Annotated in this window: 23 protein-coding genes; 14 read left to right on the top strand and 9 right to left on the bottom strand. The window is 59.0% G+C overall.

Annotation, left to right across the window (positions count from 1 at the left end):
* Nucleotides 1-54 precede the first annotated feature (54 nt).
* The 4 genes from ACYZTR_RS07945 to flgA all read right to left on the bottom strand — a co-directional run bounded on the left by ACYZTR_RS07945 (nt 55) and on the right by flgA (nt 2,677).
* Nucleotides 55-801 carry a flagellar brake protein gene (locus ACYZTR_RS07945; protein ID WP_461977818.1) on the bottom strand — a complete coding sequence of 249 codons (747 nt, stop codon included), beginning with the start codon at nt 799-801 and terminating at the stop codon, nt 55-57.
* 91 nt (nt 802-892) lie between these two features.
* Nucleotides 893-1,360, bottom strand: a complete 468-nt coding sequence (locus ACYZTR_RS07950; RefSeq protein ID WP_461977820.1) for a flagella synthesis protein FlgN — start codon at nt 1,358-1,360, stop codon at nt 893-895.
* Nucleotides 1,361-1,408: 48 nt separating this feature from the next.
* Complete coding sequence (gene flgM / locus ACYZTR_RS07955) at nt 1,409-1,735, bottom strand: flagellar biosynthesis anti-sigma factor FlgM (protein WP_461977822.1); 327 nt, start codon at nt 1,733-1,735, stop codon at nt 1,409-1,411.
* A 180-nt stretch (nt 1,736-1,915) separates the two neighbouring features.
* On the bottom strand, nt 1,916-2,677 hold the full coding sequence (gene flgA, locus ACYZTR_RS07960; protein ID WP_461977824.1) for a flagellar basal body P-ring formation chaperone FlgA: 762 nt from the start codon (nt 2,675-2,677) through the stop codon (nt 1,916-1,918).
* Nucleotides 2,678-2,757: 80 nt separating this feature from the next.
* Here flgA and ACYZTR_RS07965 point away from each other — a divergent pair, with 80 nt between their 5' ends.
* From ACYZTR_RS07965 to flgE, 6 genes are all read left to right on the top strand, one after another.
* The gene (locus tag ACYZTR_RS07965; protein ID WP_282375618.1) at nt 2,758-3,690 is read left to right on the top strand and encodes a chemotaxis protein CheV; all 933 of its coding nucleotides are present in this window, start codon (nt 2,758-2,760) and stop codon (nt 3,688-3,690) included.
* Nucleotides 3,691-3,736: 46 nt separating this feature from the next.
* Nucleotides 3,737-4,564 carry a protein-glutamate O-methyltransferase CheR gene (cheR, locus tag ACYZTR_RS07970; RefSeq protein ID WP_461977826.1) on the top strand — a complete coding sequence of 276 codons (828 nt, stop codon included), beginning with the start codon at nt 3,737-3,739 and terminating at the stop codon, nt 4,562-4,564.
* A 232-nt stretch (nt 4,565-4,796) separates the two neighbouring features.
* Nucleotides 4,797-5,204: a flagellar basal body rod protein FlgB gene (flgB, locus tag ACYZTR_RS07975; protein WP_461977828.1), complete on the top strand. Its 408-nt coding sequence runs from the start codon at nt 4,797-4,799 to the stop codon at nt 5,202-5,204.
* Nucleotides 5,205-5,207: 3 nt separating this feature from the next.
* A complete protein-coding gene (gene flgC, locus ACYZTR_RS07980) occupies nt 5,208-5,651 on the top strand; it encodes a flagellar basal body rod protein FlgC (RefSeq protein ID WP_282375622.1) in 444 nt (147 codons plus the stop codon).
* Between the two features lie 15 nt (nt 5,652-5,666).
* Nucleotides 5,667-6,389, top strand: coding sequence for a flagellar hook assembly protein FlgD (gene flgD, locus ACYZTR_RS07985; protein ID WP_461977830.1), 723 nt, complete (start codon nt 5,667-5,669; stop codon nt 6,387-6,389).
* A 31-nt stretch (nt 6,390-6,420) separates the two neighbouring features.
* Nucleotides 6,421-7,743, top strand: coding sequence for a flagellar hook protein FlgE (gene flgE, locus ACYZTR_RS07990; protein ID WP_461977832.1), 1,323 nt, complete (start codon nt 6,421-6,423; stop codon nt 7,741-7,743).
* A 151-nt stretch (nt 7,744-7,894) separates the two neighbouring features.
* Here flgE and ACYZTR_RS07995 read toward each other — a convergent pair whose 3' ends face one another.
* Nucleotides 7,895-10,789, bottom strand: a complete 2,895-nt coding sequence (locus tag ACYZTR_RS07995; RefSeq protein ID WP_461977834.1) for a ribonucleoside-diphosphate reductase subunit alpha — start codon at nt 10,787-10,789, stop codon at nt 7,895-7,897.
* 163 nt (nt 10,790-10,952) lie between these two features.
* Between ACYZTR_RS07995 and ACYZTR_RS08000 the strand changes: the two genes are divergently transcribed.
* The 3 genes from ACYZTR_RS08000 to ACYZTR_RS08010 all read left to right on the top strand — a co-directional run bounded on the left by ACYZTR_RS08000 (nt 10,953) and on the right by ACYZTR_RS08010 (nt 13,844).
* Nucleotides 10,953-11,192 carry a hypothetical protein gene (locus ACYZTR_RS08000; protein ID WP_461977836.1) on the top strand — a complete coding sequence of 80 codons (240 nt, stop codon included), beginning with the start codon at nt 10,953-10,955 and terminating at the stop codon, nt 11,190-11,192.
* A 331-nt stretch (nt 11,193-11,523) separates the two neighbouring features.
* Entirely contained in the window at nt 11,524-12,237 is a 714-nt protein-coding gene (locus tag ACYZTR_RS08005) for a response regulator (RefSeq protein ID WP_461977838.1), read from the top strand.
* The gene (locus ACYZTR_RS08010; RefSeq protein WP_461977840.1) at nt 12,234-13,844 is read left to right on the top strand and encodes an ATP-binding protein; all 1,611 of its coding nucleotides are present in this window, start codon (nt 12,234-12,236) and stop codon (nt 13,842-13,844) included. Before ACYZTR_RS08005 ends, ACYZTR_RS08010 begins: the two co-directional genes overlap by 4 nt.
* A gap of 125 nt (nt 13,845-13,969) precedes the next feature.
* On the opposite strand, the gene ACYZTR_RS08015 is transcribed toward ACYZTR_RS08010, so the two are convergent.
* Nucleotides 13,970-14,695, bottom strand: a complete 726-nt coding sequence (locus ACYZTR_RS08015; protein ID WP_461977842.1) for a 4'-phosphopantetheinyl transferase family protein — start codon at nt 14,693-14,695, stop codon at nt 13,970-13,972.
* 383 nt (nt 14,696-15,078) lie between these two features.
* Here ACYZTR_RS08015 and ACYZTR_RS08020 point away from each other — a divergent pair, with 383 nt between their 5' ends.
* Nucleotides 15,079-15,756, top strand: coding sequence for a response regulator (locus tag ACYZTR_RS08020; RefSeq protein ID WP_461977844.1), 678 nt, complete (start codon nt 15,079-15,081; stop codon nt 15,754-15,756).
* Complete coding sequence (locus tag ACYZTR_RS08025; RefSeq protein WP_461977846.1) at nt 15,753-17,099, top strand: ATP-binding protein; 1,347 nt, start codon at nt 15,753-15,755, stop codon at nt 17,097-17,099. Before ACYZTR_RS08020 ends, ACYZTR_RS08025 begins: the two co-directional genes overlap by 4 nt.
* A 135-nt stretch (nt 17,100-17,234) precedes the next feature.
* Here the strand turns inward: ACYZTR_RS08025 and ACYZTR_RS08030 are convergent, their stop codons facing one another.
* Nucleotides 17,235-18,233 carry an AraC family transcriptional regulator gene (locus ACYZTR_RS08030; protein WP_461977847.1) on the bottom strand — a complete coding sequence of 333 codons (999 nt, stop codon included), beginning with the start codon at nt 18,231-18,233 and terminating at the stop codon, nt 17,235-17,237.
* A 338-nt stretch (nt 18,234-18,571) separates the two neighbouring features.
* On the opposite strand from ACYZTR_RS08030, the gene ACYZTR_RS08035 reads away from it, so the two are divergent.
* Both ACYZTR_RS08035 and ACYZTR_RS08040 read left to right on the top strand, forming a co-directional pair.
* On the top strand, nt 18,572-19,906 hold the full coding sequence (locus ACYZTR_RS08035; protein ID WP_461977849.1) for a dicarboxylate/amino acid:cation symporter: 1,335 nt from the start codon (nt 18,572-18,574) through the stop codon (nt 19,904-19,906).
* Between the two features lie 144 nt (nt 19,907-20,050).
* Nucleotides 20,051-21,232, top strand: a complete 1,182-nt coding sequence (locus ACYZTR_RS08040; RefSeq protein ID WP_461977851.1) for a CaiB/BaiF CoA transferase family protein — start codon at nt 20,051-20,053, stop codon at nt 21,230-21,232.
* A 37-nt stretch (nt 21,233-21,269) separates the two neighbouring features.
* On the opposite strand, the gene ACYZTR_RS08045 is transcribed toward ACYZTR_RS08040, so the two are convergent.
* Together ACYZTR_RS08045 and ACYZTR_RS08050 are read right to left on the bottom strand one after the other, a co-directional pair.
* The gene (locus tag ACYZTR_RS08045) at nt 21,270-21,764 is read right to left on the bottom strand and encodes a SprT family zinc-dependent metalloprotease (RefSeq protein WP_461979620.1); all 495 of its coding nucleotides are present in this window, start codon (nt 21,762-21,764) and stop codon (nt 21,270-21,272) included.
* A 142-nt stretch (nt 21,765-21,906) separates the two neighbouring features.
* Entirely contained in the window at nt 21,907-22,509 is a 603-nt protein-coding gene (locus ACYZTR_RS08050; protein ID WP_449646217.1) for a Yip1 family protein, read from the bottom strand.
* A gap of 278 nt (nt 22,510-22,787) precedes the next feature.
* Here ACYZTR_RS08050 and ttcA point away from each other — a divergent pair, with 278 nt between their 5' ends.
* Nucleotides 22,788-23,612: a tRNA 2-thiocytidine(32) synthetase TtcA gene (gene ttcA, locus ACYZTR_RS08055; protein WP_461977854.1), complete on the top strand. Its 825-nt coding sequence runs from the start codon at nt 22,788-22,790 to the stop codon at nt 23,610-23,612.
* The last annotated feature ends 5 nt before the right edge of the window (nt 23,613-23,617 follow it).

Consider the following 23,617-nt stretch of genomic DNA (forward strand, 5'->3'; position numbering starts at 1 on the left):
TAAAAAAACGGGCAGTCACCGCAGTGACTGCCCGTTTGCTATTGATGCGTCGTCTTACATGTCGTCTTTGTCGAAGCGCCGTGCTTCGCGCTGAAGCTGATAGACGAACCGCTCGACTTGCCGCTGCACCAGCCCGCTCATGTTGTGAAAGCGTACGCCGGCGAAGGTGATGGAGATCCTTTCTTCGAAGTGCAGGTAACGCAACTCGACCGGTGCCGTCATGTTGCCAAAGGGCAGGGCGGCGATGAAGCGGTCGTAGACCTGACCCAGTTGCAGGCTGCCCGTGATGTCGCCTTCGAAGCGCAACTTGCAGCCGGTGGCCGAGATGTCCAGGAGCTTGCCACTGATTGGCGACTTGAGTTTTTCACCACCCAGATCGACGTTGACCAGTTGCGCCAGCTTCAATGCGGCGCGGAATGCATTACGGCGCTGATGGTAAACCACCTCGCAGGGCAGTGCGCCACGGTAGCAGCGACCGCCACCGGATTCGTCGATGGTCAACGGGCCGTTGCTTTCCCAGGCAATACGCACGCCGTCGTGAAAGCCTTCGACCTTGAACGGTTCGCCGGCCAGCAGGAAACGTTCACCGTCGCGGGGAATCATTTCGTCCAGGGCCATCATGTTGCTGTCACGGTCAACGTCCACCAGATAACTCTGGAAGCGCTGGCTGCGCTCATGGAACGTGATGATCAGCGGATCATGGCTGTCTTGCAGCTGACGCAGGTTGCCGGAGATCTCCAGGGGCGTGGTGAGCACCTTGGGTGGCTGCGGAGCATCTTCCGCGCTTAAGGCATTGAACACGGTTCATCAATCTCCAGACAAAATATGACTACGGCTGGCCAGCATTTTGCCAGCATGTTTCGCGTCTTGATAGTGCTGCTTTTCGGCTGGCTCAAGCCTGACTGAGCGCGCGCGGCTTCGCAAGCATGGAGGTTGATCCGCGTGCATCATAGAGCGCTGGCGGCTCGCCGCCGTTGAGGATTTTCAGCTGATTGGCCGTCGCGGCCTGTTGCACTAGAATCGACTGGCCATTCTTGATGTTGGCCGCCTGGCACTGCGCCAGAAGATCGGTCAGCACATCGCTCTGCTCCAGTAACTGATCGCCAATGCTCGAATGGCTGGCGAGTTGCTCCAGGCCGTTGCGGTTGGTCGGCAGATTGAGGCTGGCGAGGATTTCACTGCGCTTGCGGCCATGCTGATCGAGCAAAATGATCAATGCCTGCTTCTGCGCCAGAATCTCTTCGAGCAGTGGCATGTCACGACCGTGCAAGGCGAGGGACTCGGTTTGCAGTAACTCCAGCAAGTGCTGTGCTGGGGCGAAATCGTCGGTGATCAGTTGCAGTAAATTAGTGTCGTGCATGGCTGGCCTTGGGTTTTAAGCGTCCAAAAGCCTGGCGCAGGCCTTGGCCTAGCGCTGGGCTTCGAAGTTGAGCAGTTTGCTGGCTACACGGTTGCTGTCGACTTTGTAGCTGCCATCGGCAATCGCTGCTTTCAACTCGGCCACGCGGGCGTTGTCGACGGCAGGCTGATCGCGCAGCTTGTCAGTGACCTTCTGCAACTGTTGAGCCTCATTGCTGAGATGTACCGATTCCCCGCTTTTGACGGTACTGGCCTGTTCGGCCGGGGTATTCAGCGTCGCGGATTTGCCGGTTTCGGCGGTTTCCTTCGCGGTGCTGGTACGTGTACTGCCGGTAAGTGACGAGGAACTGTTCAATCGGCTGAAATCGATGACCATGATAAAAAAACCTCTGGGTATTTGGACGCTTGCCATGTTTTCGGCCATACCCGGAAAAACTTTAGGCCCAGTTATCAATGAGCTTGCGCGCGTCAGCGCTTGCCCTGCATGGGGCACAGTTTAGGGAACAGTCGAGCAGCGCGCCACATCTTCACCCGCAGAGAGCTCGTGAAAAAATTTCTACATGGACACTTCCACCTGGCCGGGCGCGATAACTTGCGCCTTGATCACCCGCTGGGAATTGAGGTTTTTCACCCGAATCTGTTCGCGCAAGCCGCCGTTGGACAGCGCTTCACCCGGCATGCGCACGCTGAGCGTACCGCTGCGGGCGGTAATCACCACTTGATCGCCCTTGCTGATGACTTCTGCCTGTTCCATGTGCACCAGGGTCATGACCTGATCGGCGACCATTGGTCGGGTAAGTTTCTGCCCGATCGCCTGGTCGACAGAAGTCAGGTAACCCTGGTTGATCAGGCTGATGTCGCGCTCGCGCAAGGTCACATCGTCGGGCTCGACGATTCCGGCGCGTCGCAGCGGGCGGGTGGTGGTCACAATGTCGCGAAAAAGGCGCACTTGAGCAGGTACGAACACCGTCCAGGGCGACGCGCCCTCGCAGCGAACCTTGACGGTAACGCGGCCCAGCGGCTTGGCCGGACTCTCCAGAGTGGCTGTCAATTCCTTGTCGCACATAGGCATGCGCAGGCGTGGATCGAGCTGGTTGACCTGGATTTCGTAGCGGCCTTGCGTTTGACTGGTCGCCAGATAGTCTTCTACGGTGAATTCAAGAAAGCCTTGGGTGACGCCGATAAGCATGTCAGGCAAGGTAACCGCGTCAGCAAGGGCAGGGCTGCCAGCGTTGAACAGGCAAACGGCCGACATCGCGCACATTAATGTGCGGGCATTTGATGTCAGGCGTCGGAAAAATGTCGGTTCTGTGTTCATAAGAGTTAAAAAGCAAGCGCCGTGCCGTTTAGTGATGAATGCGCGTCGCAACACTTAAGCGTTGGTGTAGGAGTCTGTGCATGGCTGGTGTAATGGATGCGGTAAACCAGCGCACGCAACTGGTAGGGCAGAATCGCCTTGAGCTGTTGTTGTTCCGTCTTGACGGCCAGCAGCTGTATGGGATCAACGTGTTCAAGGTTCGGGAGGTGCTGCAATGCCCCAAACTGACGCTGATGCCAAAATCCAGTCCTGTCGTGTGCGGTGTGGCAAGTATTCGGGGGGCGACCATTCCGATTCTTGATCTGGCGATGGCGACCGGTTCCGGTGCGCTGAAAGATCAAAGCAATCCCTTCGTGATTATCACGGAGTACAACACCAAGACTCAGGGTTTCCTGGTGCGATCGGTAGAACGCATCGTCAACATGAATTGGGAGGAGATTCATCCGCCACCCAAGGGCACGGGACGCGACCATTACCTGACGGCTGTGACTCGGGTCGACAATCAGTTAGTCGAAATCATCGACGTCGAGAAAGTGCTGGCAGAAGTGGCGCCGACGCCGGAAGCGATTTCCGTCGGCGTGGTGGATGTCGAAACCCAGCACAAGGCGCTTTCCTTGCGAGTACTGACGGTCGATGACTCATCGGTGGCGCGCAAGCAGGTGACCCGTTGCCTGCAGACGGTCGGTGTCGAAGTGGTGGCGTTGAACGACGGTCGGCAAGCGCTGGATTACCTGCGCAAGCTGGTCGACGAGGGCAAGAAGCCGGAAGAAGAGTTCCTGATGATGATTTCCGACATCGAGATGCCGGAGATGGACGGGTACACCCTTACGGCCGAGATCCGCAGCGACCCTCGCATGCAAAAGCTTCACATCATCCTGCATACTTCGTTGTCGGGTGTATTCAATCAGGCGATGGTCAAGAAGGTCGGTGCCGATGACTTCCTTGCCAAATTCCGTCCTGATGACCTGGCATCCCGGGTAGTCAACCGGATCAAAGCAGCAGACATCAGCTAGGGGCCTTTTGCCCCTGGCAGTTAACACGATTTAAGAGGCGGTATCTTTGTCTACGGGTAATTTGGATTTCGAACAGTTCCGGGTCTTCCTGGAAAAAGCCTGTGGCATTTTGCTCGGTGAAAACAAGCAATACCTGGTCTCGAGCCGTCTCAACAAACTGATGGAACTGCAAGGCATCAAGTCCCTGGGTGAGCTGGTCCAGCGCATCCAGACCCAGCCGCGCAGCGGTTTGCGCGAGATGGTGGTGGATGCCATGACTACCAACGAAACCCTGTGGTTTCGTGACACCTATCCGTTTGAAGTCTTGAAGAACAAGGTGCTGCCCGCCGCGATCAAGGCCGCCCCTGGCCAGCGTCTGCGGATCTGGTCGGCGGCGTGTTCGTCGGGTCAGGAACCGTATTCGCTGTCGATGTCGATCGATGAGTTCGAGCGCGTAAACATGGGCCAGTTGAAGATGGGCGTGCAAATCGTTGCCACCGACCTGTCCGGCACCATGCTGACCAACTGCAAGACCGGCGAGTACGACAGCCTGGCCATCGGCCGTGGTCTGTCGCCCGAGCGTCTTCAGCGTTACTTCGACCCGAAAGGGCCGGGGCGCTGGGCGATCAAGGCGCCGATCAAGAGCCGGGTGGAGTTTCGCTCGTTCAACCTGCTGGACAGCTACGCGAGCCTCGGCAAGTTCGATATCGTGTTCTGCCGCAACGTGCTGATCTACTTCTCCGCCGAGGTGAAGAAGGACATCCTGTTGCGCATCCACAGCACGTTGAAGCCTGGCGGTTATCTGTTTCTCGGTGCTTCCGAGGCGCTGAACGGTTTGCCGGACCATTACCAGATGGTCCAGTGCAGCCCGGGGATCATTTACCAGGCAAAGTGATTCGTTGACGGTATAAAAAAACGGGAGTCCTCAGGGGCTCCCGTTTTTTTTGCCTGCGTATTTTGGAGGCGAGCGGCAGAAAAGCGGCAGGCGGCGGAAATCGGTTGCCGCTTTTCTGGCATTGCCACGTTGCCATTGCCCGCAAAGCCCCGGTTTACAGCCTTTTTTTTATTGGCACGACGCTTGCTATGTCCATAGTACGAACAATCAGGTCACCCGAAGGTTTCCCGACATGAGCATCAGCTTCGATAAAGCGCTCGGTATCCACGAACAAGCCCTGGGCTACCGCGCTCAGCGTGCCGAAGTCCTGGCCAACAACATCGCCAACGCCGACACCCCGAACTACAAGGCTCGGGATCTGGACTTCTCGAAAGTGCTCGCCGAGCAGAACGAGAAAACCAAAAGCGGTTCTTTCGCCTTGAACATGACCAATAACCGTCATATCGAAGCCGAAGGCCTGGGCAATGGCGGCGAGTCGCTGCTGTATCGCACGCCGATGCAACCGTCGATCGACCAGAACACCGTGGACGCCCAGCTTGAGCAGTCGAACTACGCGGAAAACGCCGTCGGCTTCCAGGCCAGCTTCACCCTGCTCAACAGCAAATTCAAAGGGCTGGTATCAGCCCTGCGCGGAGAGTAAGCCATGTCTCTATCCAGTGTTTTCAACATTGCCGGTAGCGGCATGAGTGCCCAGACCACTCGCTTGAACACCGTCGCCAGTAACATCGCCAACGCCGAGACCGTCTCCTCGAGCATCGACCAGACCTACCGTGCACGGCACCCGGTATTTGCCACCATGTTCCAGGGCGGTCAGAGCGGCGGCAGCGATTCGCTGTTCCAGAGCCAGGACGCGGCCGGTCAAGGCGTGCAAGTGCTTGGCGTGGTCGAAGACCAGAGCAACCTTGAGGCGCGCTACGAGCCGAACCATCCGGCGGCCGACGGCAAGGGCTACGTCTACTACCCAAATGTCAACGTGGTGGAAGAAATGGCCGACATGATTTCCGCGAGCCGCTCGTTCCAGACCAACGCCGAAATGATGAACACCGCCAAAACCATGATGCAGAAGGTCCTGACCCTCGGTCAGTAATAAGGGGCGACTCAGATGAGTGTTACCGATACCACCAGTAGTTTGAGCCTCAACGACATCCTGGCCAATTCCTCGATCAAGACCAACACCAGCGCCGATGGCCTGGCGTCCGCGACTAACAGCGCCACCGGCAAGAAGGCCCTGGGCAAGGACGCTTTTCTGCAGTTGCTGGTAACCCAGCTGAAAAACCAGAACCCGCTCGAACCGCAGGACAACGGTGAGTTCGTGGCTCAGTTGGCGCAGTTCAGTAGCCTGGAAGGGATCACTACGCTCAACACCACCGTGAGCAACATTGCCGCCAGCAACAGCTCGTCGCAGGCGTTGCAAGCCTCGTCGCTGGTGGGGCGCTCGGTCATCGCACCGGGAAGCAAAGCCGTGGTCGATACCTCGAAGTCGTTTAGCGGTGAGGTTGTGCTCCCGGCGTCGGTGGCGGGAGTTACGGTGAAGATCACGGACGCGGAGGGAAAGCTTATTCGCACCATCGATCAAGGGGCTCAGGCAGCCGGCAATTCCAGCTTCATCTGGGACGGCAAGGACTCTGCGGGTAACACCCTGACGTCGGGCACTTACTCCTTCGCGGCATCGACGACCATCGATAGCCAGGCGGTATCGCTGATCACCAACCTGCCAGCAACGGTCAACAGCGTGACCATCAGCCAGACCGGCGGTGAGTTGATGCTCAATCTGGCCGGGCTGGGCAGCATCGCCCTGTCCAAAGTTAAAACCATTGGTATGTAGAGCCGACTAACACGGCATAAAGGAGTGGAATATGTCTTTCAATATCGGCCTTAGCGGTCTCTATGCAGCCAACAAACAACTGGACGTGACCGGTAACAACATCGCCAACGTCGCGACCACCGGTTTCAAATCGTCCCGTGCAGAATTCGAAGACGTCTACTCGGCGTCCAAGCTGGGTTCCGGCAGCAAGACCACCGGTAACGGTGTGCGTCTGGCCAACGTTTCCCAGCAGTTCACCCAGGGCGATATCAGCAACACCGGTAACGTGCTGGACATGGGCATCAACGGCTCCGGCTTCTTCGTACTGAACAACAGCGGTTCGCTGTCCTACACCCGTGCCGGCACGTTCAAGGTCGACAAGGACGGTTACGTCACCAACACCGACGGCACTTCGCGTCTACAAGGCTACGGTGTGGATGCCAATGGCAAGATCCAGAACGGTGTGTTGACCGACCTGCGCATCGACACCTCCAACCTGGCGCCAAAATCCACCAGCACTGTGTCGTCGACCATCAACCTGAATTCCTCGGCTCCGGTGATCGACCAGCTTGTTGCCACCAACAAGTTCGACCCGACCAAGTCGGAAACCTTCACCAAGCAGTTCAGCACCCCGATTTTCGACAGTCAGGGTAACCAGCACACCATGGATCAATACATGGTCAAGACTGGGGCCAACACGTGGGATACCTACACCCTGATCGATGGTCGCAACCCGGATGGCAGCAACCCTGCTGTTGCCGCTACCGCTCCGGTTCCTTCGACCATGACGTTCGACACGTCAGGCAAGCTGGTGTCGGTAACTACTCCGGCCACGCCGATACCGATCGTCAGCCCTGACCTGAAGATCACCGGCTGGATTCCGGGCACTGTGACCGCCGGCGTCTGGACAGCCAACGGCGCTGCCGCCAACCCGGCGGGCGTGACCATCGCGATGACCAACACCACGCAGTTCAACGCTGATACCGCGCGTTCGATTCCTGCGCAGAACGGTTACGCCACTGGCCAGATCACCAACCTGACCATCGACGGTAGCGGTGTGTTGCTGGCTAACTTCAGCAACAACCAGACCAAGCCTATCGGCCAGATCTCCCTCGCCAGCTTCACCAACGAGCAAGGCCTGCAGCCTGTCGGCGGTACCAGCTGGAAAGAAACCTACGCGTCAGGGATCCCGGGCTACGATGCGCCGGAAACCGGCACCCTGGGTTCGGTCGCCTCCAACTCCCTGGAAGAGTCCAACGTCAACCTGACCAATGAACTGGTCGACCTGATCAAGGCGCAAAGCAACTACCAGGCGAACGCCAAAACCATCTCTACCCAAAGCACCATCATGCAGACCATCATTCAGATGACCTGATGCGGGTGGGTTGATAGCGCGGCACAAAGAGCCCCTCGAAAGAGGGGCTTTTTGTGGGCGAGATCAAAGGTGAGGCAAAAGAAAACCCCCGACAAACCAGAGGCCTGTCGGGGGTTTCGAGTAAGCGCCTCGCGGCGCCTACCGGCTCAGCTTATTGGCAAGCTTCGCAATCCGGCTCGTCGATGGCGCAAGCCTTCGGTACTGGAGCAGGACCGGCAGGCGCTGCCAGGACCGAATCTTCACCGTGGTTGCCACCGCTGGAAACAGCGTTCAGCTTGCCGGTGTTGATGGTCGACTTCTCGGTGCTGGTCGCGGCCAGGGCACGGAGGTAGTAAGTGGTTTTCAGGCCACGGTACCAAGCCATGCGGTAAGTCACGTCCAGCTTCTTGCCCGAAGCGCCGGCGATGTACAGGTTCAGGGACTGAGCCTGGTCGATCCACTTCTGACGGCGGCTGGCCGCGTCAACGATCCACTTGGTGTCCACTTCGAAGGCAGTCGCGTAGAGCTCTTTGAGTTCTTGCGGGATGCGCTCGATTTGCTGAACCGAACCGTCGTAGTACTTCAGGTCGTTGATCATGACCGAGTCCCACAGACCGCGAGCCTTCAGGTCGCGAACCAGGTACGGGTTGATCACGGTGAATTCGCCCGACAGGTTCGATTTCACGTAGAGGTTCTGGTAGGTCGGTTCGATCGACTGCGAGACGCCAGTGATGTTGGCGATGGTCGCGGTCGGTGCGATGGCCATGATGTTGGAGTTACGAATGCCTTTCTGAACACGGGCGCGAACCGGTGCCCAGTCCAGGGATTCGTTCAGGTCAACGTCGATGTACTTCTGGCCACGTTGCTCGATCAGGATCTGTTGCGAATCCAGCGGCAGGATGCCTTTGGACCACAGCGAACCCTGGAACGTCTCGTAAGCGCCGCGCTCGTCGGCCAGGTCGCAGGAAGCCTGGATCGCGTAGTAGCTGACCGCTTCCATCGACTTGTCGGCGAACTCGACGGCAGCGTCGGAACCGTAAGGAATGTGCTGCAGGTACAAAGCATCCTGGAAGCCCATGATGCCCAGACCGACCGGACGGTGCTTGAAGTTGGAGTTCTTCGCTTGTGGCACCGAGTAGTAGTTGATGTCGATAACGTTATCGAGCATGCGAACGGCGGTGTTCACGGTGCGTTCCAGCTTGGCGGTGTCGAGCTTGCCGTTGGTGATGTGGTTCGGCAGGTTGATTGAGCCCAGGTTGCAAACGGCGATCTCGTCCTTGTTGGTGTTCAAGGTGATCTCGGTGCACAGGTTCGAGCTGTGAACCACGCCGACGTGCTGCTGCGGGCTGCGCAGGTTGCACGGGTCTTTGAAGGTCAGCCATGGGTGGCCGGTTTCAAACAGCATGGACAGCATTTTGCGCCACAGGTCTTTGGCCTGGATGGTCTTGAACAGCTTGATCTTGCCTGGGTACTGGGACAGGGCTTCGTAGTACTCGTAACGCTCTTCGAAGGCCTTGCCGGTCAGGTCGTGCAGATCCGGAACTTCGGACGGCGAGAACAGGGTCCACGGGCCGTCATCGAAGACGCGCTTCATGAACAGGTCAGGGATCCAGTTGGCGGTGTTCATATCGTGGGTACGACGACGATCATCACCGGTGTTCTTGCGCAGCTCGATGAACTCTTCGATGTCCATGTGCCAGGTTTCCAGGTAGGCACAGACAGCGCCTTTGCGCTTGCCACCCTGGTTAACGGCTACCGCGGTGTCGTTCACCACTTTCAGGAACGGAACAACGCCCTGGGATTTGCCGTTGGTGCCCTTGATGTACGAACCGAGCGCACGAACCGGCGTCCAGTCGTTGCCCAGGCCGCCTGCGAATTTGGACAACATGGCGTTGTCGTGGATCGCGTGGTAGATGCCCGAAAGGTCATCCGGCACGGTGGTCAGGTAGCAGCTCGACAGCTGTGGACGCAGGGTGCCGGCGTTGAACAGGGTCGGCGTCGACGACATGTAGTCGAAGGACGACAACAGGTTGTAGAACTCGATCGCACGGTCTTCTTTGTTCTTCTCTTCGATCGCCAGGCCCATGGCCACACGCATGAAGAAGATTTGCGGCAGTTCGAAGCGGATACCGTCCTTGTGGATGAAGTAACGGTCGTACAGGGTTTGCAGGCCCAGGTACGTGAACTGCTGATCGCGCTCGTGGTTGATCGCCTTGCCGAGTTTTTCCAGGTCAAAGGTAGCGAGGACCGGGTTCAGCAATTCGAATTGGATACCCTTGGCGATGTACGAAGGCAGGGCCTTGGCGTACAGATCGACCATTTCGTGGTGAGTGGCGCTTTCAGCGACTTCCAGGAAGCTCAGGCCTTCGGCGCGCAGGGTGTCCATCAGCAGGCGAGCGGTCACGAACGAGTAGTTCGGCTCACGCTCAACCAGCGTACGGGCGGTCATCACCAACGCGGTGTTGACGTCGGTCAGGGCCACGCCGTCGTACAGGTTTTTCAGGGTTTCGCGCTGGATCAGGTCGCCATCGACTTCTGCAAGGCCTTCGCACGCTTCGGTGACGATGGTGTTCAGGCGGCCCATGTCCAGAGGCGCAAAGGTGCCGTCGGCGCGGGTGATGCGGATCGACGGGTGAGCGTTGACCGCGTCCTCGGCCGGCGCGTGGGCGGCGCGTTCTTTCGAACGACCGTCACGGTAGATCACGTAGTCGCGCGCCACTTTCTGCTCGCCGGCACGCATCAGGGCCAGTTCGACCTGGTCCTGGATTTCTTCGATGTGGATCGTGCCGCCTGATGGCATGCGACGCTTGAAGGTTGCGGTGACTTGTTCGGTCAGACGGGCAACGGTGTCGTGGATTCGCGACGAAGCGGCAGCGGTGCCGCCCTCAACTGCGAGAAACGCTTTGGTGATGGCGACGGTAATCTTGTCATCGGTGTAAGGAACGACAGTGCCGTTACGCTTGATCACGCGCAGCTGGCCAGGCGCGGTGGCGGACAGATCCGAAGTCGAATCAGCGGCCTGCGGCAAGGTGCCCTGCGGGTTCTCGCGAGTTGTGTCGGTTTGCATGGGTGTCTCCACATTCTCTATGTTTGTTTGGGCACCATCACGGTGCCCACCGTTCCGTCCTGAAGCACTACAACCGGCGAGTGCCGGGCATACCAACTTCGGGACAGATCAGGAAGGGGCAATTGGGGCGCCGCTTCCATGCCGAAGTCTTTGGTCCCAGGCCTTGAACCTGAAACCGGGATCCTTTTGGGTGACAGTAATTGACTGCAACACCCGTACCGTTAACGCCGATTTCGGCTCAAAAACAGTAGCCATCCGCACGCGCGGTTTGGTCTTTCAAAAATTCGTTGGGTTCAACCGGAAAGAGGCAATGAAAGCGCTTGAAATTGGTGTCGGGTTTGTGTTTGGTTTTTTACGCAAAACCCTACATGTAGGGTTTTTTTCGCGCCGGGCTACAAGATAATGCGTTTTGGGGGGGGATTGCAACGTACTACCTGTGGATAAACCTGTGCGTAAATTGTGTGTGAAAGGTGGAACGAGCGTGTAGGCCGCGACGTAGCTGGAGCGGACTGTTTTTCACTGATTTTCACTGATTGAAAACGGCCCGTTGGATTTTTAAGGGCGCGAACCCTATCACAAAAAACCGGGTTGTCCGAACGCATTTACCGGCTTGTGTTCTCGGCGAGCGACGTTTATACAATCGGCCAGTGCGTACGCATTCTTATCCTCCCCAATCATTACAAAAAGACGGGCGGATCCTTCCTTATTAGTGTTGTTGGCAAGCAGAGGTCACCGTGGAACAAGAAGCCTGGCAGGTATTGATTGTCGAGGACGACCAGCGTCTGGCTGAACTGACCCGCGATTACCTGGAAGCCAATGGCCTGCGCGTATCGATCGAGGGCAATGGCGCCTTGGCCGCGGCACGGATCATCAAGGAAAAACCGGACCTGGTGATCCTCGACCTGATGTTGCCGGGCGAGGATGGCCTGAGCATCTGCCGCAAGGTCCGCGACAAGTTTGACGGCCCGATCCTGATGCTTACCGCCCGCACCGACGACACCGACCAGATTCTTGGCCTCGACCTGGGCGCCGACGACTACGTGTGCAAACCGGTTCGCCCACGACTGCTGCTGGCGCGTATCCAGGCCTTGTTGCGACGCAGTGAAGCCCCTGAAGTGGCGCCGGAAAAACAACGGCGGCTGCAGTTTGGCCCTTTGGTGGTGGACAACGCGTTGCGCGAGGCCTGGCTGAACGACAACGGCATCGAACTGACCAGCGCCGAGTTCGATCTGCTCTGGCTGCTGGTGGCCAACGCCGGGCGCATCCTGTCCCGGGAAGAGATTTTCACCGCGCTGCGCGGCATTGGCTATGACGGCCAGGACCGTTCCATCGACGTGCGCATCTCGCGCATCCGCCCCAAGATCGGCGATGACCCGGAGCATCCGCGGCTGATCAAGACCATCCGCAGTAAAGGTTATCTGTTCGTTCCGGAAGCCTGCACGCTGTGAACTCGATCTTCCTGCGTATTTACGGTGGCATGTGCGCGGCGCTGATTCTGGTGGCGGTACTTGGCGTGCTGGCCTTGCACTTGCTCAACCAGGTGCGCGGCGAGCAGTACCGCGAACGCCTGGCCCACGGCACGTTCTCGCTGATGGCCGACAACCTGAACCCGATGAACGAGACCGAGCGCCACCGTGCCTTGCGGGTGTGGGAGCGTTTGCTCGGGATTCCGTTGGCACTGAAGACCTTTGCCCAGACCGACCTCGACCTCACCCAGCGCACCCGCGTGCTGCGCGGTCAGGCGCTGGTGGAACAGACCGGCCCGCATGCGGCGAAGGTTTACCGGTTGGTCAGCGACAAGCAACAGTTGGTGCTGACGGGGGAGGTCCAGCAGATCAGCGAGCAACTGGCCCGGGCGACTATTTACCTGCTGGCCGATGAACTGGTGCGTTACCCGGTGGCCGAGCAACCCGAGCGCCTGGCGCAGTTGAAGCGTGATAAAGGGTTTGGTTTCGACTTGCGGCTGGTGACGGTCGAGCAGGCGGACATGGACGAGGACCAGAGTCGCCGGGTGTCCGAGGGCGACACGGTGATGGCGCTGGGCAAGGGCGGCGACTCGATCCGGGTGTTTGCCGGCATGGTCGGTACACCGTGGGTGCTGGAAATCGGTCCGTTGTATCAGATGAATCCTTATCCGCCGGAGTGGCTGGTGTTGATCGCCGCCCTTGGGTTGAGCCTGATCGGTTTGATCGTCTATCTGCTGGTGCGGCAACTTGAGCGCCGTTTGCGTGGCCTGGAAGCGGCCGCTACGCGCATTGCCAAAGGCAGCCTGGAAACCCGCGTTCCGGCGCGCGGCGCGGACTCGGTGGGACGGCTGGCCTCGGCGTTCAACGGGATGGCCGAGCACTTGCAGCAGTTGCTGGCGATCCAGCGTGAGTTGGTGCGCGCCGTGTCTCACGAGTTGCGCACTCCCGTGGCGCGACTGCGTTTTGGTCTGGAAATGATCGGCACGGCCACCACGCCGCAGGCGTTGGAAAAATACTGTGAAGGCATGGACCACGACATCGAGGACCTCGATAAGCTGGTGGACGAGATGCTCACTTACGCGCGGCTGGAGCAGGGCTCACCGGCGCTGAATTTTCAGCGGATCGATCTGGATGCGTTGGTCAATCAGGTGATCGAAGAACTGGCGCCGTTACGCGCCGACGTCACGGTGCAGCGCGGCTTGTGCCTGTCCGCCGCTGACAACGACGACGCGTGGGTCGAGGCCGAGCCGCGTTACCTGCACCGGGCGTTGCAGAACCTGGTGAGCAATGCCATGCGCCACGCTCAATCACGGGTGACCGTCAGCTATCAGGTGGGGCAGCAGCGCTGTCGGGTCGATGTCGAGGATGACGGGCCGGGCGTGCCGGAAATGGCCTGGGAGAAGATTTTCACGCCGTTCCTGCGTCTCGATGACAGCCGCACCCGCGCCTCGGGCGGGCATGGGTTGGGGTTGTCGATCGTGCGGCGAATCATCCATTGGCATGATGGCCGGGCGTTGATCAGCAAGAGCAAAAGCCTGGGCGGGGCGTGTTTCAGCTTGAGCTGGCCGAGGAATCAGGAGAAGCGTTGAGACTTTTGTTGTCTGTGAGGGCCTCATCGCGAGCAAGCTCGCTCCCACAGGGATTTGTGGAGTTGCATAGATCCCTGTGGGAGCGAGCTTGCTCGCGATGAGACCCTCCCAAACACTGAGGATCCTCAGGCCTTGATACTGACCAGACTCAACAACTGCCCATCCATGATCCCGAACTGCGCATCCAGCTCAGTGCCGTTGCGCCACTCGCTGGACAGATCCGTCAGCAACCGCAGCCGAACTTCACCGCTCTCGGTCCACTCCAGCACTTCGGCGTGCTCGAAATAGAAGCGCTGCTGAACAATCGGATAAAGCGCCTTGAACAGGCTTTCCTTCACCGAAAACGTCAGGGTCACCAGCATCGCCAGCTGATCGCGACGGCCGGCCGTCATGCGTTGCAACTCAGGTGGGGTGAGGATTTCCCCGGACAGGCGTTCGGCCCGTTCAGGGTTGAGCAGGTTTTCCAGGTCCATCCCCAAGCCGCGCCAGTGGGCTTTCTTCGCGACAATCGCCGCGGCCCGGCCGGTGCTGTGGGTGATCGAGCCCGTGATGTGCGTCGGCCACACCGGCGCCCGGTCTTCACCAATGGCCGGGACAAAACTCAAGCCTTCCAATTGTTGCAACGCCGCCCGAGCGCACACCCGCCCGGCGAGGAACTCAGCCTGACGCTTGGCGACCGAACGCTGGATGGTGGCCGGCGGCTCGATGGCGCTGCGCTGGAAATCATCGCTGGCCAGTTGCGAGGTATCGAAGCGAGTGCTCAACAGCACCGTATCAGCCAGCGCAAACGGCAGCGGCCAATGGGCATCGAGTGAGGTGCAGCAGACGGGTAGGGCGGGGGCGCGATTCATGTTGGCATTTTGCCGGGTTGCCTTTGTGCTGGGTAGCCCCACACTGATCGTACAACAGCTTGGTCGATTTGATTCAGCTCAGATTCAGAGTGCGTTCAGGGTGAGTTCAGGGCTGGTTGAGTAACCTTGCCCGTACCTAAAAAGCATGCAACGCATGAGGAAATTCCCTAATGACTGGCTTTAAGAACCTGCTTCTGGCGTTTACCGTCCTGAGCGCGAGTACACACAATGGCATTAAACTCCGTCAGGAAGACCTCATGGGCCGCTACGATCGGTCCTGCCACAACCAGTCGCCGTGTTAGCCATCGTGAAGTGCGTGCCTCTGGGTGATGCCTTTGAGTAAGTTGTGCCTCTGGAGATGTTGATTTGCCCGGGAGAGCGTTATGAAACTGCTGGTCGTCGAAGATGAAGCGCTGTTGCGCCATCACCTGCAAACCCGCCTGACGGATAGCGGTCACGTGGTCGAGTCCGTGGCCAATGCCGAGGAGGCGCTGTACCAGACCGAGCACTTCAACCATGACCTGGCGGTGATCGACCTCGGCTTGCCGGGCATGGGCGGGCTCGACCTGATCCGTCAGCTGCGCTCGTGCGGCAAGACCTTCCCGATCCTGATCCTCACCGCGCGCGGCAACTGGCAGGACAAGGTCAAAGGCCTCGCCGCCGGCGCCGACGATTACGTGGTCAAGCCGTTCCAGTTCGAAGAACTCGACGCGCGCCTGAATGCCTTGCTGCGCCGCTCCAGCGGTTTCACTCAGTCGACCATCGTCGCCGGGCCATTGCTGCTAGACCTCAACCGCAAACAGGCGTCCCTCGATGAACAACCGCTGGCGCTGACCGCGTATGAGTATCGAATCCTCGAGTACCTGATGCGTCATCACCAGCAAGTGGTGGCCAAGGACCGTTTGATGGAACAGCTCTACCCTGACGATGACGAGCGCGATCCGAACGTGATCGAAGTGCTGGTCGGTCGTCTGCGCCGCAAACTTGAAGGCCCGGCCGGCTTCAAACCGATCGATACCGTGCGTGGCCTCGGCTACCTGTTCAATGAGCGCTGCACTTGATTCGTTCCCTTCGTGTCCGCTTGATGCTCGCCGCCACCCTCCTGGCGGTGCTGTTTATGCTGGCGTTGCTGCCAGCCATGCAGGGCGCGTTCAGCCTGGCGTTGCAGGATTCGATCGAGCAGCGCCTGGCGTCGGACGTCACCACGCTGATCTCCGCCGCCCGGGTGGAAAACAACCGTTTGCAGATGCCGGCGCAGTTGCCCGATGAGCGCTTTAACCTCACTGACAGCCGTTTGCTCGGCTACATCTATGACCGCGAAGGGCACCAGGTCTGGCGTTCGAAGGGCACCCAGCAAGAAAACATCAATTACAAACCGCGTTACGACGGACGCGGTAGTGAGTTTGCGAGGATCAGCGAAGCCAACGGCCAGGAGTTCTTCGCCTATGACGTCGAGGTCAAACTGCTGGGCGGCAAGAGCGCGGCGTTCAGCATTGTCGCGCTGCAACCGGTGCGCGAATACGAAGACACCCTCGAAGGTCTGCGGGAAAACCTGTATCTGGGCTTCGGCGCGGCCTTGCTGGTGTTGCTCGCGTTGCTGTGGATTGGTCTGACCTGGGGTTTGCAGGCATTGCGCCGGCTCAGTCAGGAACTGGACGAAATCGAGAGCGGCACCCGCGAAAGCCTCAGCGAACAACACCCGCGCGAACTGCTGCGCCTGACCGGCTCCCTCAACCGCTTGCTGCACAGCGAGCGCGAACAACGCAGCCGATATCGCGATTCCCTCGACGACCTGGCCCACAGCTTGAAAACCCCGCTGGCCGTGTTGCAAGGCGTCAGCGAAGACATGGCCCAGCGCCCGGCAAATCGCAGTCAAGCCTGGGTGCTGCAAACCCAGATTGAACGCATGAGCCAGCAGATCAGCTATCAGTTGCAACGGGCCAGCCTGCGCAAAAGCGGTCTGGTGCGCCACCAGGTGCGCCTGCGCCCCGTGCTGCAAAGCCTCTGCGACACCCTGGACAAGGTCTACCGCGACAAGCGCGTGCGAGTCGCTTTCGATTTGCCGGAACAGTGTTATGTGCCGATCGAGCAGGGCGCGTTGCTGGAAATGATGGGCAACCTGCTGGAAAACGCCTATCGCCTGTGCCTGGGTGAAGTGCGCATCAGCGTGCGTGAAAGCCTTGGCGGGGTTGAGTTATGCGTCGAGGATGATGGACCGGGCGTGCCACCGGATCAGCGGGCGCGGATTCTGCAAAGGGGCGAACGGCTGGACCGGCAGTATCCGGGGCAGGGGATTGGGTTGGCGGTGGTCAAGGACATCATCGAGAGCTACAGCGCGAAGCTGACGCTGGGGGATTCGCCGATGGGCGGGGCGGCGTTTCGGATTCATTTTCCGCTGGCTTAGTGGCTGGCTTGATCACCGATCGTTCCCACGCTCCGCGTGGGAATGCAGCCCGGGACGCTCCGCGTCCCCTCTACAGCCGAACGCGGAGCGTCCGTTGAGGCATTCCTTTGCTGCGCGTGGGAACGATCAGTGGCTCTAGTTTTCTTGGGCGCGGTAAGCCCCCGGCGTCAACCCGGTCCACTTCTTGAACGCCCGATGAAACGCCGAAGGCTCGGAAAACCCTAGCTGCTCGGCAATCTGTTGCAACGACAAATCCGCCCGCCCCAAGTGATAAATCGCAATGTCCCTTCGCAGCTGATCCTTCAATTCCTGAAAACTCGACCCTTCTTCCCGCAAATGCCGACGCAAGGTCTGCGGGCTGATGTGCAGGTGCGCGGCCACCGCTTCCAGGTCCGGCCAGCGTGAACTGTCGCGGCTGAGCAACCGGCGCAACTGACTGCTCAAATTGTCGCCATCGTCCGGGCGTGACAACAGGTCGGCGGGGGAGCGTTCGAGGAAATGTTTGAGTGTCCGTTCGTCCTGCAACAGCGGCATGTTCAGGTAACGACTGTGGAACAGCAGGCTGCTCTGCGCGGCGGAAAACTCCAATGGGCAGGAAAACAGCAAATCGTATTCGGCGCCGTGGGCGGGCCTTGGGTAGCTGAACGTCGCCTGCTCCAGCCGAATGCGCTGGCCGATCAGCCAGCTGCCGAGGCGATGCCACACCATCAACTGGCTCTCGGTGAGGAAATGGTCCGGGTCCTGGAATTTTGAATCATCCAGGCTGAGGCGGATCATTTCGTCTTCGCGGGTCAGGGTCAGACGTGGCCCCTCGGGGAACAGGTTATAAAACAATAAGCCGCGATGGAGTGCTTTTTCCAGGTTACGGCAGTGAATCACCGCATGGCACATCATCGCGAAGCTGCCGGTTTTACTCGGTGCTGGCCCGAAGCCCAGGTATTCGTCGTCCAGTGCCAGCCACAACCCCTGAATCAACCGGGTGAACTGCTCAGGCGCGATGCGCGCACGGGGTTCATCGAGCAATTCGGGGCTGATCCCGAGTTGCTGCAAGAGGTTCGAATAGTCGTAACCCAGCCTTCGCGCACCACCGAGGGCGGCACGGGCGAAATGACTGGCGATGGTGCGCTCGCGCATAGAAGGCAGATCCGTCCATTGAACGGCGGATGGTAGCCGTGGGGCCGACGATGAACAAGGCGGATATCCGCCAAATTGTAGGACGTGATTTCGCCGAAGGGCGGAAATCCGCCATACCGATGTAACCGAGCAGTGACCCAGAAAAACCTGTAACCCTTGATGTCAAAAGGCTTGCAGACTTTTTGACGAAGGTGGCACGGGCCTTGCGATACAACCAGCAGATGCCTGCCGTTGCGCAGCTCGACAAAACAAATCCCTCCAGTGCAGGAGGGTTCGCAAATGAGGTGTCGTTGATAACAGATGGATGTTGTCGCGGGACGCTCTTGAGGAACTTTGCAATGACGACTCGTCAGCCACTGTACAAATCCCTGTATTTCCAGGTGATCGTTGCTATTGCCATCGGCATCCTGCTCGGTCACTTCTACCCGCAGACCGGTGTGGCCCTCAAGCCGCTGGGTGACGGGTTCATCAAACTGATCAAAATGATCATCGCACCGATCATCTTTTGCACCGTCGTCAGCGGTATCGCGGGCATGCAGAACATGAAATCGGTCGGCAAGACCGGCGGTTACGCGCTGCTGTACTTCGAAATCGTTTCGACCATCGCATTGCTGGTCGGTCTGGTGGTGGTCAACATTGTCCAGCCGGGTGCTGGCATGCACATCGACGTCACCACGCTGGATGCCTCCAAGGTCGCTCAGTATGTAGCCGCCGGTGCGGATCAAAGCGTCGTTGGCTTCCTGCTGAACGTGATCCCGTCCACCATCGTCGGCGCGTTCGCCACGGGCGACATCCTGCAAGTGCTGATGTTCTCGGTGATCTTCGGTTTCGCCCTGCATCGCCTGGGTGCCTACGGCAAGCCGATCCTGGACTTCATCGATCGCTTCGCCCACGTGATGTTCAACATCATCAACATGATCATGAAACTCGCGCCAATCGGTGCCTTCGGTGCCATGGCGTTCACCATCGGTGCCTACGGTGTTGGCTCGCTGGTGCAACTGGGTCAATTGATGGCGTGCTTCTACATCACTTGCCTGTTGTTCGTTCTGGTGGTGCTGGGCGGTATCGCTCGCGCTCACGGCTTCAGCGTGCTGAAAGTGATTCGATACATCCGTGAAGAGCTGTTGATCGTGCTGGGTACGTCTTCTTCGGAATCAGTACTGCCACGCATGCTGATCAAAATGGAGCGTCTGGGCGCACAGAAATCCGTTGTGGGTCTGGTGATCCCGACCGGTTACTCGTTCAACCTCGACGGTACGGCGATCTACCTGACCATGGCGGCGGTGTTCATTGCTCAGGCAACCGACACCCAAATGGATATCACTCACCAGATCACTCTGCTGGTGGTGTTGTTGCTGTCCTCCAAAGGTGCTGCCGGTGTGACCGGTAGTGGCTTCATCGTGTTGGCTGCCACCCTGTCCGCGGTGGGTCACCTGCCGGTTGCCGGCCTGGCGCTGATCCTCGGTATCGACCGCTTCATGTCCGAAGCCCGTGCCCTGACCAACCTGGTCGGGAACGCTGTTGCCACTCTGGTGGTGGCCAAGTGGGTCAAGGAGCTGGACACCGACGTGATGCACGCCGAGCTGGCTTCCGGCGGTCGCGGTATCTCCGACGAGCGTGAAGAAGACGACCTGGGTGTGGCTGAAGGGCCAACCCCAATCAACGTCAAATAAGACGGCTGCACTGAAAAAACCCGCTTCGGCGGGTTTTTTCATGCCTGCGATTTGAGCACAACGGTCACTGCGCCTGACGCATAAGGTGATTGCTGCAATGCCAACGGCTGCCTAGTCTGAGGGCATCGTTTACGGAGATCACCCATGCTCGGTCCACTGGCATCCCTCAAGGTTCTGGATTTTTCGACACTGTTGCCGGGGCCGTTCGCCTCACTGTTGTTGGCGGACATGGGCGCCGAGGTGCTGCGCATCGAATCACCAACGCGCATGGACCTGCTGCGGGTTCTGCCGCCCCATGATCAGGGTGTTTCCGCCAGTCACGCCTACCTCAATCGCAACAAACGCAGCCTGGCGCTGGACCTCAAGGAACCTGAGGCGCTGGAGGTGATCAAGCAGTTGCTGCAAAACTTCGACATCGTGCTGGAGCAGTTCCGCCCCGGTGTGATGGAGCGTTTGGGCCTGGGTTATGACGCCTTGAAAGCGATCAATCCGAAACTGATCTACGTGTCGATCACCGGTTACGGCCAGACCGGTCCCTACAAGGACCGCGCCGGCCACGACATCAACTACCTGGCGCTGGCCGGGCTGACGAGCTACACCGGCCGTGCCGACAGCGGACCGCTGCCGTTGGGTATGCAAGTGGCGGATATCGCCGGTGGCTCGTTGCACGGGGTGATCGGGCTGCTGGCGGCGGTCATCGCCCGGCAGCAAACCGGGTTGGGGCAACATCTGGATGTGAGCATGACCGACTGCGCGTTCAGCTTGAACGCCATGGCCGGCGCCGGGTATCTGGCCTGTGGTGAGGAGCCGGGGAGGGAGGGTCAGATGCTCAATGGCGGCAGTTTCTACGACTATTACCGTTCGCGCGATGGGCGTTGGTTGTCGGTGGGTAGTCTGGAGCCGGCGTTCATGCAGCAACTGTGTACGGCGCTGGGACGGCCGGAACTGGCAGCCCAGGGCCTGTCACCCAAACCCGCCGAGCAACAGGCGCTGAAGAATGCGTTGAAGGTTGAATTCGAGAAACATGACTTTGCCGAGTTGTGCGCGCTGTTTGCCGGCGTCGATGCGTGTGTGGAGCCGGTGTTGAGTGTGGGCGAAGCGGTGCGGCATCCGCAGTTTAAGGCGCGGGAACTGGTGACTGAAGTGCCGCGCGGGGATGGGACGAGTCAGGCGCAGATGGCCTGTCCGTTAAAGTTTTCAGACGGGTTGCCTGAGCCGCGGCACATCGGTGCAGCGCTGGGGCAGCATACGGATCAGGTGTTGGGGGAGTTGGGGTATAGCGCTGAGCGCATCGATGAATTGCGCCGTGCCAAGGTCGTGACATAGATCGTTCCCACGCAGGAGCGTGGGAACGATCATGCGGTCACTCGACACGCATCTCCCCGCTGAACACCAACGTGCTCCGACACCGCCGACACAAGTACCGCCGCCCCTGGCTTACCAAGCCATGGCGCTGAGCTGAAAACGGGAAATCGCTGTCCGCGCACGGGCATTTGTAGATGTAGCGAGTCATCCTGCGACGTTTGACGTCGTAGGTGTGGCAGCGATTGGGCGGCAGTTCGTACACGCCGCGCATGATCAGTTGCCACTCTTCACCGTGGGGCGCAATGCGGTCGCCGAACAGTTGATGGGCGATCAGGTGCGCGACCTCGTGGGCCACGGTTTGCTTGAGGAAGTCCTCGGTGTTTTCCCGGTACAGCTGCGGATTGAAGCGCAGCAGGTTCTCGTGCAAATGCGCGACACCGGCTTTTTGCCCGCGCAGCTTGAGGCTTACCACGGGGCGTTTGAAAGGTCGTTTGAAAAAGGATTCAGCGAGTTGGTAACAGTCTTCGACGCGGGTATTGAGTTGCTCGGGCATGCTTGATGGATCTCCAGAGACGTCGAGTATGCCGCAACCCTCGGGACTTGCGAATCGCTCAGGCGCCGAATGGTCGTCGCTCATTAGAAGGCCGCCTTGCGGCGGCCTGTGTTGGCAGATCTAGTTTTTGGGTGATGTGTAGCTAATTTGTATAGACCGGCCCCACGCCGAGTCCCCAGACAATCACCGTGAACGCCATGATGGCCACCAGCACCACCAGGCCTACGGCGAGCACCGAACTTGAAAACAGGAATCCCTCGTCTGATGGGATGTTCATGAAAGTAGGTAGCCCCACATACAGCAGGTACACCGTGTAGCAGATGGCCGCGGTGCCGACGACCATCCCAAGCCACATGTGTGGGTACAGCGCCGCCAGACCGCCAATAAACAGCGGTGTCGCGGTGTAGGTCGCAAAGGCAACGCAGCGTGCCAGGCTCGGGTTGGCGTCATAGGTGCGAGCCATCCAGTGGATGAATGCGCCCATTACTGCCACACCGCCGAGCATCGCCAGGTACGACATGACCGTCATCCATAACGCGCTCTCCACCGTCAGCATCACCGGCGCTCGACTGCCGATGACCCAGCCGACCTGAGTGGTGCCGATAAACGCCGACACTGCGGGGATCGCCGCCAGAATCAGGGTGTGGGTGAGATACATGTGGCTGATGCTTTCCTCCTGGTCGCCACGGATCTCTTTCCATTCTTGGTCAGGGTGGGTGAAGAGCCCCACTACGTGATGGATCATGCCAGTCACTCCTCTTGTTTTACCGTCGCCCCCCAGTGGAGCGCCTACGGGCCAAAGTGGCCGAGTAAGGAAAGGTCCGGAAATGCGTGTGACCTTATGTCGCAGTATAGAAAGGTCTTAACGGCGCAGGTTGCAGCGTGTTAGAGCAAATTGCACTGTAAATACGCCTGTTAATCGCCGCAGGGTCTGTCACCACCATCCCCTAGGGGGGCACTTCGCCCTTGATGAGTTTTTGCGTAAAATGCCGACCTTTCGTCACACCTCACGGATTTCGCGTCATGGGCACTCTTACGGTCAACCAGAACAAACTGCAAAAGCGCCTTCGCCGCCAGACTGGTGAGGCTGTTGCCGATTTCAACATGATTGAAGACGGCGACAAGGTCATGGTCTGCCTGTCCGGTGGCAAGGACAGCTACACCCTGCTCGACGTGCTGATGCACTTGCAGAAGGTCGCTCCGATCAAGTTCGACATCGTGGCCGTGAACATGGACCAGAAGCAGCCGGGCTTCCCTGAGTACGTGCTGCCGGCCTACCTTAATGCGCTGGGCATCGAGTACCACATCGTCGAAAAAGACACTTATTCGGTGGTCAAGGAGCTGATCCCGGAAGGCAAGACCACCTGTTCGCTGTGCTCGCGCCTGCGTCGCGGCACGCTCTACACCTTTGCCGACGAAATCGGCGCGACCAAAATGGCCCTCGGTCATCACCGCGACGACATCGTCGAGACTTTTTTCCTGAACATGTTCTTCAATGGTTCGCTCAAAGCCATGCCGCCGAAGCTGCGCGCCGATGATGGCCGCAACGTGGTGATCCGCCCGCTGGCCTACTGCAACGAAAAAGACATCCAGGCCTACTCGGACTTCAAGCAATTCCCGATCATCCCGTGCAACCTTTGTGGTTCTCAGGAAAACCTGCAACGGCAGGTGGTCAAGGACATGCTTCAGGAGTGGGAGCGCAAAACGCCAGGCCGCACCGAAAGCATTTTCCGCAGCTTGCAGAACGTGATCCCGTCACAACTGGCGGACCGCAACCTGTTCGACTTCACCAGCCTCAAGATCGACGAAACTGCTGCTTCGCGGTTCGTCAACGTGATCAATCTTTAACCACC

The organism is Pseudomonas sp. Hz4, from assembly GCF_054898165.1.